At 36.4% G+C, this 12,768-nt stretch carries 12 protein-coding genes; 8 read left to right on the forward strand and 4 right to left on the reverse strand.

Annotation, left to right across the window (positions count from 1 at the left end):
- Positions 1-44: 44 nt before the first annotated feature.
- Positions 45-491, reverse strand: a complete 447-nt coding sequence (locus D9O48_RS03085; RefSeq protein ID WP_126970459.1) for a DUF2059 domain-containing protein — start codon at positions 489-491, stop codon at positions 45-47.
- 221 nt (positions 492-712) lie between these two features.
- Between D9O48_RS03085 and D9O48_RS03090 the strand changes: the two genes are divergently transcribed.
- The 6 genes from D9O48_RS03090 (at position 713) to D9O48_RS03115 (ending at position 7,543) form a co-directional block, all read left to right on the forward strand.
- Entirely contained in the window at positions 713-2,140 is a 1,428-nt protein-coding gene (locus tag D9O48_RS03090; protein WP_158624797.1) for a thioredoxin family protein, read from the forward strand.
- Positions 2,141-2,277: 137 nt separating this feature from the next.
- Positions 2,278-3,312, forward strand: a complete 1,035-nt coding sequence (locus D9O48_RS03095) for a Fic family protein (RefSeq protein WP_126970463.1) — start codon at positions 2,278-2,280, stop codon at positions 3,310-3,312.
- Positions 3,313-3,823: 511 nt separating this feature from the next.
- Positions 3,824-5,161, forward strand: coding sequence for a serine hydrolase (locus tag D9O48_RS03100; RefSeq protein ID WP_126970465.1), 1,338 nt, complete (start codon positions 3,824-3,826; stop codon positions 5,159-5,161).
- A 2-nt stretch (positions 5,162-5,163) separates the two neighbouring features.
- Entirely contained in the window at positions 5,164-5,637 is a 474-nt protein-coding gene (locus D9O48_RS03105) for an RNA polymerase sigma factor (protein WP_126970467.1), read from the forward strand.
- A complete protein-coding gene (locus tag D9O48_RS03110) occupies positions 5,637-6,176 on the forward strand; it encodes a hypothetical protein (protein WP_126970469.1) in 540 nt (179 codons plus the stop codon). The genes D9O48_RS03105 and D9O48_RS03110 overlap by 1 nt, the downstream gene beginning before the upstream one ends.
- Before the next feature lie 161 nt (positions 6,177-6,337).
- Positions 6,338-7,543 (forward strand): hypothetical protein, encoded by a 1,206-nt coding sequence (locus D9O48_RS03115; protein WP_126970471.1) that lies wholly within the window; start codon positions 6,338-6,340, stop codon positions 7,541-7,543.
- Positions 7,544-7,720: 177 nt separating this feature from the next.
- Here D9O48_RS03115 and D9O48_RS03120 read toward each other — a convergent pair whose 3' ends face one another.
- From D9O48_RS03120 to D9O48_RS03130, 3 genes are all read right to left on the reverse strand, one after another.
- On the reverse strand, positions 7,721-8,098 hold the full coding sequence (locus D9O48_RS03120) for a hypothetical protein (RefSeq protein ID WP_126970473.1): 378 nt from the start codon (positions 8,096-8,098) through the stop codon (positions 7,721-7,723).
- 450 nt (positions 8,099-8,548) lie between these two features.
- Positions 8,549-9,166, reverse strand: a complete 618-nt coding sequence (gene prfH / locus D9O48_RS03125) for a peptide chain release factor H (protein ID WP_126970475.1) — start codon at positions 9,164-9,166, stop codon at positions 8,549-8,551.
- Positions 9,167-9,168: 2 nt separating this feature from the next.
- Positions 9,169-10,569, reverse strand: a complete 1,401-nt coding sequence (locus D9O48_RS03130) for an RtcB family protein (RefSeq protein ID WP_126970477.1) — start codon at positions 10,567-10,569, stop codon at positions 9,169-9,171.
- 623 nt (positions 10,570-11,192) lie between these two features.
- Here D9O48_RS03130 and D9O48_RS03135 point away from each other — a divergent pair.
- Positions 11,193-11,648, forward strand: coding sequence for a RidA family protein (locus D9O48_RS03135; RefSeq protein WP_126970479.1), 456 nt, complete (start codon positions 11,193-11,195; stop codon positions 11,646-11,648).
- Between the two features lie 286 nt (positions 11,649-11,934).
- Positions 11,935-12,726 carry a helix-turn-helix transcriptional regulator gene (locus D9O48_RS03140; RefSeq protein ID WP_126970481.1) on the forward strand — a complete coding sequence of 264 codons (792 nt, stop codon included), beginning with the start codon at positions 11,935-11,937 and terminating at the stop codon, positions 12,724-12,726.
- The last annotated feature ends 42 nt before the right edge of the window (positions 12,727-12,768 follow it).

A 12,768-nucleotide genomic window follows, 5' to 3' on the forward strand; every position in this document is an offset into this window, starting at 1 on the left:
AGCTCCCTTCTTGATAATGTAATTTCTATAAAAGAATACTGATATTAATTTTTTTCGAGATAGCCTTTTTCTATAAGCCTGTTAACAACTCTCTCTGCAATTTTTTCTCCCCATTCTTCTCCAACTTTATAAGAATCCTGTATTATTAAAGGCATTGTTCTGATCAGTTTTTTTCCAAGGTCTGTTTCGTAGAAACTGATTAACGCTTCTATTTCTTTCAATGAAAAGTATTTGGCATAAATCGGTACCACCTGGTCAATAATTTCATTAGAGTTCATTTCCTTTAAAAGCTCATCCCAGAACTCAACAGGCACATCAGGAAAGGTTTTTTTGAAATTTGTAACCATGTTCGTTACAAACTGAACTCCTATATCACCGGCACCTGTCAACACCATTAAATTTTTTATTTTCTGACTTTTTAATTCATCATTCTGTGCAAAGCCTGATGAAATGAAGAACAGGCAACATAAGAACAAGATTACATTTTTCATTTTTAAAGTTTAGATGAATCAGGCAGTGAATGGCGCTGCCACAATTGGATAAGCTTTATCTATTAATAACGCCTGGATGCTTGCTATATTGCAGTACGGATACCTTGGATGTAATCAAAGTAAGGTGAAATATCTGTTGGAGAAGACGGATTTTTTATATAAATACTAATTTGTTAGGAATAATACTAATTGATTAGTAGTTTTGTGTTTAAATGGTAATTATGCACTTTACGAGAAATACATTTGTCTGCCTGGTCAACTTATTTTTTTGGATGGGGAGTGTTTTTCCTGTTTTTGCACAGCAGGGAATTGATTTCAGAGAGTCTGTAAAATGGGATAGCATTCTTCGTTTGTCAGAGGAGCAGCAACGGTTAATTTTTGTGGATGTGTATACTGACTGGTGCGGTCCTTGCCGTGAAATGGATGCCCATGTATTTGTGCTGCCAGAAGTAGGTACTTTCTTTAACAGCAATTTTATCAATATTAAAATCAATGCGGAAAAGGGGGAAGGGATTGAGCTGGCTAAAAGGTATGCCGTTACAGCTTATCCTACTTATCTGTTTATAGATGCAGCAGGCGAGCTGGTGCACCGTAAAAACGGTTCTATGCCTGCCGGTTATTTTCTGGAATTGGGAAACACGGTGTTGTCTGAGTATAATCCGGCTGAAACAATAGAAGAAATGGAGATATTATATCCCACCCGGAAAAATGATAAGGTTTTTATGTTCAGGTATCTGAAAATGCTGACTAAACGCCAGCTTCCGGTAGCTGTATTATTGAATGATTATTTTGAATTATTAAATGAAGAGGAGAAATCCTTTCCGGAGAATTTGCAGTTGGTTTTAGACAATGGGGTATTTTCTAACCGGCAGATTATTTTGGGTGCTGCGTTGGATGCTTTAACGGCAAATGAAGAGGTGTTCGCATTGCTGAAAAAACCTGCTTATAACCCAACGCTTGAAATGATCAGCGAAAGTGCATTGGAAACTTCACTGGAGTTTGCCATCCATCATAAAGACACGCAATTAATGAAAATGGTATGGGATAAGGCGCCTGCACCAGATGAAGAATATTTTGACAATAGAAATTCGTATCTCCTCGATTATTATTATCAAACCAAACAGTATGCTGCTTACCGGCAGGCAGCGATCAATTATATTGAAAACCATTTACTGAAAATATCACTGGATACATTGGCCATCAATGATAAAAGAGTATATGACGAACAGTTGAAATATGTAGCAGACAACCGCGAAGCAATCATTCAACGTTCGGGCGAGCATTATGTAAGTGAAAAATATTTAACGATGTACAAACGAACGCAAACGATACAGTTGTTAAATGCTATTTATTTGCATACCCGTCAATTAATAAAGATAAATTCTGAACCGATTGTATTAAAGAAGGCAAAACGCTGGGCCGGTTTTATTGTGAAAGAAGCAGAAAAAGATGCTATATACTATCATAAGGTTTTACCGTATTATAAAATGCTTTCGTATGAGATAAGTTATTTAAAGGGGAGGAGAAAGCAATCAATCAGGCAGATAAATGATTTGATTCAGTCGGTGAGTGATGATGAAAGTTTATTCAAAGAACTACAAAAAAGGAAAGCGGATTTTACTAATCAGGCTCATCAGTTGATCAAATGAGGCTCAGAAAGTGCTGATTTTGAGCCATATTTATTGGTTATGTATGCTTAAATAGGTATTTAGCTCACTTTTGATGCTTTTGTAGCTCAATATTTAATAAATTTGAGCTACATTTATATTAAATTTGAGCTTGAATTATGAGTGTTAAAGATAGTATATTGAAAGTTGTAGAGGAGCATCAGATTGTATCCTCAAAGGAGATTTATGAAGGAATAAATCTTAAAATAGGTTATGCAACTGTAAAACGAGCTATTAATCAATTGATTGCTGAGGGGCTACTGAATGCGACAGGAAAGGGAAAAGCTACAAGATATTCCATAAGTGAATCTTACAAAATTTTATTCAACATTGATGCAGATGAATATTTTGCGAAAGAGCAGGATGAGAGGGATATTATTGAAAATTTTGATCTTAAACTTATTCCAGAGATTTTACTTAAAACAAATGTTTTCACAGACGTAGAAATTCTTTATCTAAATCAATTACATGAGCAGTTTAAAAAGAATATAGCCGCACTTTCTCAAAGCGAATATAATAAAGAAATGGAGCGATTAGCTATAGATTTAAGCTGGAAATCTTCACAAATTGAAGGAAATACTTATACGCTTTTAGAAACCGAAAGGTTATTAAGAGATAAAGAAACTGCAGCGGGTAAGCCAAAGGATGATGCTATTATGCTTTTAAACCATAAAGAAGCATTGAATTTTATTATTACGCATCCTGATTATATTGTTCCTCTAACGATTAGAGGTATTGAAGATATTCATAGCCTTTTGATTAAAGACTTAGGGGTAGATCGTAATATTCGTAAAGGAAGAGTCGGTATTTCAGGAACTAACTATAAGCCGTTAGATAATGAATACCAGATAAGAGATTCTCTGTTTCAAATGTGTGAGTTAATTAATAAGAAAGATAATGTGTTTGAGAAATCTTTGCTTGCGATAGTACTGCTTTCCTACATTCAGGCTTTTGTTGACGGAAATAAAAGAACTGCACGGATTGTTAGTAACGCAATATTGATAGCTAGCGGATATTGCCCATTATCTTTTAGAACAGTCGATTCGATTGATTATAAAAAGGCTATGCTTATATTTTATGAGCAAAATAATATCAGTGCTTTTAAGAAGATATTTATTCAGCAATACGAATTTGCGATAAATACATATTTCTGAAATTAAGTACAGCTGATTAATATACTTCACATGAATCATATGCAGGACTCTTCCACTTTAGTTTTTAAATATCGCGATTGGAACAATGAAAATCATAAAAGGTTACTGTTCGAGCAGGAACTTTTTTTAGTTCATACTTAAATTTTAATGATCCGTTTGATGGTACTTTACCTTTTAAGTATAGTAATTTATCTACTGAAGCAATAGTAAGAAAGATAATGTCAGCAGAAGTTAGGACAAACTCTCGTCAGAGTGATGAAGAAATATTAGATAAAATTATAGATCTAAATCTGAGAGGTGCGCTTGATCCACCAAATATATTACCATTAATTGAGAGATATATAACAGAAAGGATATTACCTTTTTTGAGAAATGTTGGTATTGCCTGTTTTTGTCACAGTGCATATAATATTCTTCTTTGGTCATACAGGTAGATTAAATAGTTGCAAGTTTTTTTCTATTTTGTAAGTTTTACCACCACTTGTGCAACTAACACTGAAAAGTGGTGAAGATGCATTGGATAATAATCGTTTTTTTCTTAGTTATTGTTGCCGTAAAAGGTATCAGTCAGTCTGATTTGTTACGAGAATATATTGAAATTCAACAGCAAAGGCTCCATTTTAATGGTGTGGTACTGGTTACCAAAAATAACCGGCCATTATACAGCATCGCTGTCGGAAAAGCTTCACAAGAGTTAAATGTACCAATGATATCTTCAGCGGTATTTAGAGTGGCGTCTGTCAGCAAACAGTTCACCGCTATGTTGGTGGCGCTTGCGATGCAGGAAAAAAGACTGCACCCGGAAGATTCTCTGGCAATGTTCTTTCCGTCATTAAAAGACACGGCATGGCGGCACATTACTATACACCAATTATTATCACATACTTCCGGTATTCCGCATAACGAAGGAATCAGTGATTACTGGACGATCAAGTCGAGGTTACCCCTCACAAAAGAACAGGCATTAGCTGAAATTTTTAACACGAAACTATTATTTACTGCCGGTGCCGGTATGAGTTATTCGAGTCCCGGCTATTTTTTATTAGCCAGCATTTTAGAAAGCGTTTATAAATGTTCTTACGAAAAATTACTGTCTGAAAAAATATTACAACCGCTGCAGATGAACCGTACGGGCATTTATCATTCGGGTGAGATCATTCAGGGGATGGTTGCCGGTTATCATTTACTCAGCGATAGTTTGATTGCTGCGCCTTATCGTGATTATTCATTCATGAAAGGTAGTGGTGATTTGTATTCAAACGCAGATGACCTGGCAAAATGGAATAATAGTTTTTCTGATAATAACATATGGAGTGAAGGGCTCCGAAAAATGCTTTTCACGGTTTATACGCAAGAATCTTCAGCCTATGGATATGGTTGGTTTTACAGACCCGGTAAACGGTCTGCGTGGTATCATGGTGGCGGTTCTTTCGGTTGTTCGGCTTTGTCGGCCTGGTATCCTGAAGAGAAAATTTCTATCACTATTTTGAGCAATGTTTCAGTATTACCGGTCAATGAATTATGGAATGATATAGAAAAAATCATTTTTAATGAACCTATCGGACTACCCGTACTAACCAAGGCGGTTTCCATCAATAAGGAAGCATTAAAAAAGGTGACCGGAAGCTATGTTCAAGGCCAGCAGGAATTAAACATTTTATTAGTGAATGATCAATTGTATGCGCGACAAGGCGCTCATCCTCCGTTTGAACTTTATCCTGAAAGTTCGGTGAAGTTTTTTGGTAAAAAGGTCAATGTTGTGTTTACTTTTATAACAGACGGGGAGGGCAATGTGGTAGCGGTTGAAGCGAGCGGAAGAGGGGAGGTATATCATTTTAAGAAGCAATAATCATGGAGGAAACTCAATTTTTAGCATTGATTGATCAACACCAGGGGATCATTCATAAAGTATGCAGAATCTACCGTGATTCGAAAGAAGACAGGGAAGACCTGTTTCAGGAAATTGTATTTCAATTATGGAAATCTGTTCCTGACTTTGAATACCGGGCAAGATTCAGTACCTGGATGTACCGGATAGCACTTAGTACAGCGATCGCCGGTTTTCGCAAAAAGAAACCTGATATTACTTATACCTCTTCGTTACCAGATATCAGTGATGCTCAGCAGGAACCCGGGGGGAGATCGGAACAATTGTTCGATGCTGTGGGCAGGTTAAATGATGCGGATAAAGCGATCATGCTGCTATATCTGGAAAATCTGAGTTATCAGGAGATTGCCCATATTACCGGCATTACCGAAAATAATGTAGGCGTAAGGTTAAACAGAATAAAAAGTAAAATCCAGCAACTGCTAAATATAAAGTAATGGAACAAGATATCTTAAAATCAATATGGCAAGGGGCCGATGCCGTGGCTAAGCCGGAGAATGAAATAAGAAGTATGTTACAGGAAAGAAAACACCCTGTGTTAAAACGCATCCGCAAGCAATTGATAATAGAAACAATTGCTTTTGCTTTGTTGCTTTTTGTTTATTATGACATCTTCGACGGAGATCAAAAACCCTTTTATGTAAATGCTTTTTTAGTAATAGCATTGATCTTACTCATAGTTCATAATATCGTGGTTTACTTTATCGTCAGAAATCCTTTTAAAGGAGGAGATGTCAAACAATCATTAAACAATCGTCTGCAGAAAATAAAATTTCATGCGAAAGTATCTGTTGTAAATAGGATATTGGTGAATAGTTCTTTGTTACTCTTCTTTACATCTGTTATTGTGATGACTACAATAAAGGGATGGATATTGGTTTTGTTAGCCTTTTTCTTCATCGTACAATTATTTCTCTTATACAGAATATGGATGAAACGTATCGGACAACTGAAAAATACGATAGAACAGTTTTGAATATTAATAATTTTTTAGGGTTCGATTGATCATGATTCATGAAAAGGAGTCCGTTTATTATTGGTAACGCAGATGGCATCCGTTTTGTACAAAAATGGCAATGCCACTGCCTGAAAAGTCCGTAGAGAAAGCCATGTTGCTTTATCTAAAACATCCACCATATGACACGACTTTTACCTTTCTCTTTTTTAACGGCTTTACTTTTTCATTTTCAAGTCTCCGCACAAAACCCTTTTCTCGAATATGCCATGATCAATAGTTGTGGTACAGAAGGGGCTAACGAATTTGTAGTAATCAATACTGGTTCAACGGCTATCAATGTTCAACGCTTGAGCTTTGCCTATTCACAAACTTCAATGGGTACCGGTGACCCTATCGTTGATGGCCGAACCTCAAATATATGGGTTCCTGCACCTACTGGTGCAGGAGTGCTAACCGGTGGTTGCACGTTAATTCCTGTTACATCAGGTACGGTACCTGCCAATAGCCGGATATTGATTATACCATCGCAATTTACTTCATCTTATAATATAAGTAGTTTATGCTCGGGTGGTAACCTGTACGTACTGTACTTTAATACATCTCTTGCTTTTAGCTGGACGATAGCAGTAGCCGGTAATTTTGCCAATAGTATAGCGGGGGGAGGTAGTGCAAACCGCTTCATGCGCGTGACTTACTATGATGCTACCAATACGGCTATATCGGTACAGGAAAGACAATATGCTCCTAACAGTCTATCATCGTACCTGGGATCCGGTGATGGTGCTGGCGTAAGATGGCCGGCTGCTGGTCCTGTACGATACCTGAATACCGGCTGCACGAATGCTGTATTACCACTACAGGTGCTTTCTTTCTCCGGACGATTATTGGATGGTTATGCAACGTTTGATGCTATGCTGGCAGAAAATGAAACTCACTATCAGACGGTGTTGGAGAAAAGTGATAATGGAATAGATTTTTATCAGGCACAATTAATAGAAGTACAACCGTCTCAAAATGTTACCAAACTTCAATTTACTGATCCGGAAAAAGTGGATACCAGAAGGATGTACCGGATAAAATTACAGGATGATAACAAAACTATTTATTCTACTATACTGATACTTCAGCCGGAAAAGCAGAAAAACGAACTTACATTATATTCAAACGGTGGTAATATTGTTGCCGGTTTTTATACAGAACAACGGCAAATGGTTACAGTCAGAGCTGTCAATACCAGTGGAAATGTTTTATGGACAAAACAACAACAGGTAGAAAAAGGGTTGAATAATTTTACACTTGGCTGGAAGAATACTACGGCACAAGTGGTCATCGTGCAAGTGATTGGACAGGATTTTTTACTTAGCAAACAAATACTGGTAAGATAAGTGAACAAGATATGAGGAGTGTGATTTTATATGTATCACTGAGCGTTCACTTAGTATAGTGGATTATATAGGATAGATGCAGCTCAATAGTACTATAATATTCTTACAACAGTAAAATAAAAAATACCTGCATACAGAGCTGTAACATTTGTTTCGCTTAGTATGCAGGTATCAATATTATCTGGTACAATCAGCTGTCCAGATTGCACCGTCTTTTGCGTATGCAATGTTTAATCTGTTAGCTGTTATACGAATTGCTTTGGCTTCATCTTCATCGACAGAAATTACAGTATTGTCTCCGTCTTTCTTAAAACGAACACCGGTTAAGTCAGGAATTCCATCTGAAAAAACAAAGTTATAATCATTCCCTGTTTTTACTACTGTAACGCTACCGTTGTCGTTCGTTTTTGTTTCATCGTTAGTGTTATAGGTGATTCTACCTTTGTATGTACCTACAAATAAGTCGTTATCGGCAGGATCATCATCTTTACTACAAGCTACAGATAACACACTAGTTAACAATACGAGCATGATTCCACTGAGGTACTTTTTCATGTTGAAATTTTTAATGGTTGAATAGTATTAAAAAAGGTTTTCATTAGGATATTGAATTTCAGATAGTATCATAGTTATAGTATCTTATTGATCAATTCAATGCGATATTGAATCAAGCTTGCCTTAAATTATAATTTTGTATCTGGTTCAATTTAACGATCAGATATACCTGAATTTTGAAAAAACCATGCCATAATTATTTTTTGAATTGTTAAAGAGTTGTTGTCGATGATAATGAGGAGGATGTATCGTAGAAATAGTTGGATTTTAAAACTTATTACAGCTGATTGTTATTGCCTGCTATTATTAAGCTTTAGTACTATGATGAAAAAAATAATTAAACTTTTAGTTGTTTATTTTAAATTAACAACATGACAAAAGACATCATTGGTATTTCAATGATGTCTTTTTATTTTCAGTATGCATACCAACTTTGTGAGTAAGTAGTGGTTAATTTAAATCTCCCGTAATTGTTTTCACAGGATTGCCACGTTCCAAATCACTATGGTTTTGCCATTGGGTTTGCTGTTGTTCTAGCAATTGTTCAGTTTGCCAAATCATTACTTTAGCTTCTAATCTTTCTAAACAAAGTTTTTTGTTTTCAAGTTGTGAGCGCATATCCATAGCTAAGACTTGTATCCCTGATGGTAAATGCGTACCACGAACTGCCGTTTCAACTTTGTTTACTTTTTGTCCTCCCGGGCCTGACGCGCGGCAGGTCTCCAGTTTTACATCTTTGAGGTTCCATTGTAGAATTTTTTTTTCGTCAAATGCGTGAATACCTATAAACCAGTTTTTGCGTTTGTAATATTTGCGATATGGACTTTGCGCGATCCATTGTACAGTTCCTATCCATTCGTTTAAAAATTTGTCCGGATTATTACCGGTCATTACCATTATAGATGATTGTAATGTTCCATTTAGTTCGCCGGCTTTATTCTCGAGTACTTCTATTTGAAAGCCTATCTGTCTGGCTTGTTTCATTATCAAGCTTTGTACACAGACTACGACCCGGCAACATTCTGCCGGACCTTTACCAGCTGTAAGTTGTATCATAATTTTTTTCATAACTAATCTTTATTCATTCTGACGATACGCGGATAAAACTTACCTTGAATATCCACCAATTCATCCTGTTCATTTATAACATTTTCAATGTCCTTATAAGCCAAAGGATTTTCTTCAACTGTTCCTCCGATTAAAGTGACGCCGGCATTTGTTAGCATCTTCTTCATCGTTGATACAGTCATACTATCTTTGGCTCTTTGTCTGCTCATGGCGCGGCCTGCACCATGTGAGGCTGAATATAACCCTTCGTTGTTGCCTTTGCCTGATACCAGGTAAGCAGGAGTGGTCATACTTCCGGGAATAATACCCAGTTCTCCTTTATGTGCCGGCGTTGCTCCTTTACGGTGTATAATGACTTCTTTACCATCCGTCAATTGATCTTTCCATGCAAAATTGTGATGATTCTCCACTGTATATAGCGTTTTCAAACCCAGTGCTTTTAGCAGGTTCGCGTGAATACGGTCGTGGCAGGCTTTTGCGTAATCACCGGCTAATGTCATCGTAATCCAGTATTCTTGTCCGTCTTCGCTGTTCATATCCAGCCACGCGAGTTGTTGGGCATGACGAGGCAACTTACAGGTGTTCATTGCAATTTTCGTGTAATGGTTGGCTATAGCAGCACCTAAACCACGGCTTCCTGAATGCGATAATAAAGCCATATACTTCCTGGCAGGCAGTTTTAAGGTATTCCTGGGCATCAGCTCTATTTCGCCAAACTCTACAAAGTGATTGCCGTTACCGGAAGTACCTAATTGCCTGATGGCTTTACCTCTCAGTGTTTTTAAAAAAGCTATTTCATTAAACAAAGAGCTATCTAAAACTTCATGCTCTTGTCTTGTATCCAAACCACCTTCCATTCCAAAATGAGTATGATTTTTTAAAGCTTGTTTTATCTGATATTCGTGTCTTTTGATAAAATGATCGCTTTCGTCAATGATGGAGAGTGCCATCCGGCAACCGATATCCATCCCTACAGCGTACGGAATCACAGCGTTGTTCGTGGCCAATACACCACCGATAGGTAAACCGAATCCCATGTGTGCATCCGGCATTAGCGCTCCTTGTACACTTACTGGTAATCGACTGGCAATTTCCATTTGGTTTTTAGCCGATTGTTCAATGATTTTACCTCCATAGGTTTTGAAGAAAACTGCTTCATCGCGTAACTGGTAAGTTTTAAACATCGTCGTTTCTGCTTTACCGATAATTTTCTCGGCAATTTTTTCTGTAAGTTCGTTATCTAAAAAATCTTCCGGATTATTTTTAATGTTTACTAACAGGTCAAGTATTGCTTGTTTACTGTAGTGTTTAAATTTTTTTGAGATTATACCAATAACCAGACTTCTCAGCTGATCGTTGTGATAACCTATTTTACTTAAATCTTTTGTTCTTAAATTTCCCATATGGGTTAATTTTATTATTTCGGGTGTGCTTTTGTGAGGCTGTTCCCCGGTAGTTTCTGAATGATGTTATTATATACGATACGGTGTGCCCGGCACCTGAAGAAAAATAGATTCAGGTGTCGATTGAGGGCATACTGTTGCTATGTAATACGTAAATGGATATGCGTATTATTTACTTTAATTATAGCAGGTATTGAGTGGTATGATGACACTTGATTTCAGCAATCTAATGAAAGTGCTTCAAAGAAGTGTGCAAAATACTACAGCGAATTTCTGTTAACTGCTAATAATAAAATAGTGATTTTATTGCCAGGTATGGCAATGAACTAAAGGGGCGATATGTAGATGTGATTTGTCATAATTCCTGTATGTTTTAAAATGAATAAATCAGGAACCGGATGCAAAAATAGAAAATTATTTTAATCCACGAAAAATAAAAAAAATAAATCTGAATATATAACAGAACATTTGTAAATCGTATCATAATTTATAATTGTAAAAAAAGAAAGAAATATTTTGCGGAAAAGAATACTTTACATAATCTGATTCTATAATTCTCTTTAACTTTAAACAACAGCTGAATAAAAAATCAGTAATTCATCTACTCGAAAACCTCCTCTAAAATGAAAAATAGAATACTTGTAAAATATACTGCCTTAGCATTATTCCTCTTCACTGCTAATACTTTGGTGGCACAGCAGCAGGGAATTACTAAAGAAAAATGGCATTGGGATAATCCTTTAAAACAGGATACTACTGCAGGATATGTTCAGGTGATAAAGGTGGATAATATGCTTTATATTTCCGGCGCTGTAAGTACTGAAATTACTCCGGAAGGAATAGCGCAGGTCTATCGTGCATTGGAGCGGTCGTTAAAAAGTTTTGGAGCAGACTTTCAAAATGTGGTGAAAGAAAATCTGTATACAACTGATATAGAAGCCATGAAGAAATATAATAATGCGAGAAAAGCATTTTATAAAAAGGACTTTCCGGCTGCCACCTGGGTTCAGGTAGAAAGACTGTATATGCCGGATGCTAAGTTGGAGGTAGAATTAATAGCACATCTACCGAAAAACTAAGCGAATATAAATTTCCCGAAGAGAGTTTATCATCTGCTTATGTGGTATGTGGGTAAAATTTAAATAGTTTTATATCAAATATTAGCTGTTTTTGACATGAAAAGTCATTCCGTTTTTATTGGTGAATATACTTTAAGTTTTTGTAATCAATAGTTTGTAAAATTATTTTTAAACAGTGTTAAATAGTGTAGGAGATAATTTACACTTTCGGTTAAGCCTTGAGTACTCATTGTTTTTTACCGGATTTTTTTTATCTTAACATATACTATTCAGTTAAAAACATCCTTTGAAAATAGTCAGACATATTCCGCATCCCGCATTGCGGCATTTTATCGAAGCATTTGTTGTAGTGGATGTGGAAGAGAATGAGATCGTTAAAGATTTCTATCCTACCAATGCTGCATTGATGTGTTTTGATATTACACAGCAACACTATCGTTTTGGTGATGCGACATTTAATTTTTCGGATGCTTCAGATACTGTTTCATTTTGTTTTGTAGGTGTTCTCGACCGCTATTTCCCTGTTGAACGGGTTCCCCGTACAATATTGCAGGTAATTTTTAGTCCGTTCGGAGCGTATCATTTTTTTAAAACAAAAATGTCTTCGTTTACTAACACTGGTCTCAATGCTGAATTCATTCATTCCGGTATAAAAGATACGATCGCAAGAATGGAAGATGTACACGGTGATAAAGTTGCTTGTATCCGGTTACTGGAAGTGTATTTCTTACAAATTTTACAGAGAAGCGAAACTGTTTCGGTTTCTGCCGGAAAAATTCATTTCGCTTGTAATGAGATGATTAAACAGGCGGGTAATATTCGCATTAAAGAACTTTGCAGTAAGATTAATATGTCTGAGAACCGTTTGCGTGTTCATTTTAATGAGATGATCGGCATCTCCCCCAAAACGTTTTGCCGCAGTGAAAAACTAAAACAGATCAATGAGATACTGGTAAACGATCAGGAGGTTGACTGGATGGAACTTTGCCATACTTATAATTTTTTTGATCAGTCCCACTTTATCAAGGGGTTCAAAGCCTATTTTGGTTGTACTCCTGGCGAATTCCTTAAAAAATAAATCCGCGGTTGTTTTTTACAATTTTCTCAGTAACTGTCCGGT

The organism is Gynurincola endophyticus, from assembly GCF_003991195.1.
GTDB lineage: Bacteria > Bacteroidota > Bacteroidia > Chitinophagales > Chitinophagaceae > Gynurincola > Gynurincola endophyticus.

What these genes read in the sequence shown, in the direction of transcription:
- D9O48_RS03095 (WP_126970463.1), top strand. Translation starts at nt 2,278, where the DNA reads ATGAGTGTTAAAGATAGTATATTGAAAGTTGTAGAGGAGCATCAGATT.
- D9O48_RS03130 (WP_126970477.1), bottom strand. Translation starts at nt 10,569, where the DNA reads ATGGGAAATTTAAGAACAAAAGATTTAAGTAAAATAGGTTATCACAAC.
- D9O48_RS03090 (WP_158624797.1), top strand. Translation starts at nt 713, where the DNA reads ATGCACTTTACGAGAAATACATTTGTCTGCCTGGTCAACTTATTTTTT.
- D9O48_RS03085 (WP_126970459.1), bottom strand. Translation starts at nt 491, where the DNA reads ATGAAAAATGTAATCTTGTTCTTATGTTGCCTGTTCTTCATTTCATCA.
- D9O48_RS03135 (WP_126970479.1), top strand. Translation starts at nt 11,193, where the DNA reads ATGAAAAATAGAATACTTGTAAAATATACTGCCTTAGCATTATTCCTC.
- D9O48_RS03105 (WP_126970467.1), top strand. Translation starts at nt 5,164, where the DNA reads ATGGAGGAAACTCAATTTTTAGCATTGATTGATCAACACCAGGGGATC.
- prfH (WP_126970475.1), bottom strand. Translation starts at nt 9,166, where the DNA reads ATGAAAAAAATTATGATACAACTTACAGCTGGTAAAGGTCCGGCAGAA.
- D9O48_RS03110 (WP_126970469.1), top strand. Translation starts at nt 5,637, where the DNA reads ATGGAACAAGATATCTTAAAATCAATATGGCAAGGGGCCGATGCCGTG.
- D9O48_RS03115 (WP_126970471.1), top strand. Translation starts at nt 6,338, where the DNA reads ATGACACGACTTTTACCTTTCTCTTTTTTAACGGCTTTACTTTTTCAT.
- D9O48_RS03100 (WP_126970465.1), top strand. Translation starts at nt 3,824, where the DNA reads ATGCATTGGATAATAATCGTTTTTTTCTTAGTTATTGTTGCCGTAAAA.
- D9O48_RS03120 (WP_126970473.1), bottom strand. Translation starts at nt 8,098, where the DNA reads ATGAAAAAGTACCTCAGTGGAATCATGCTCGTATTGTTAACTAGTGTG.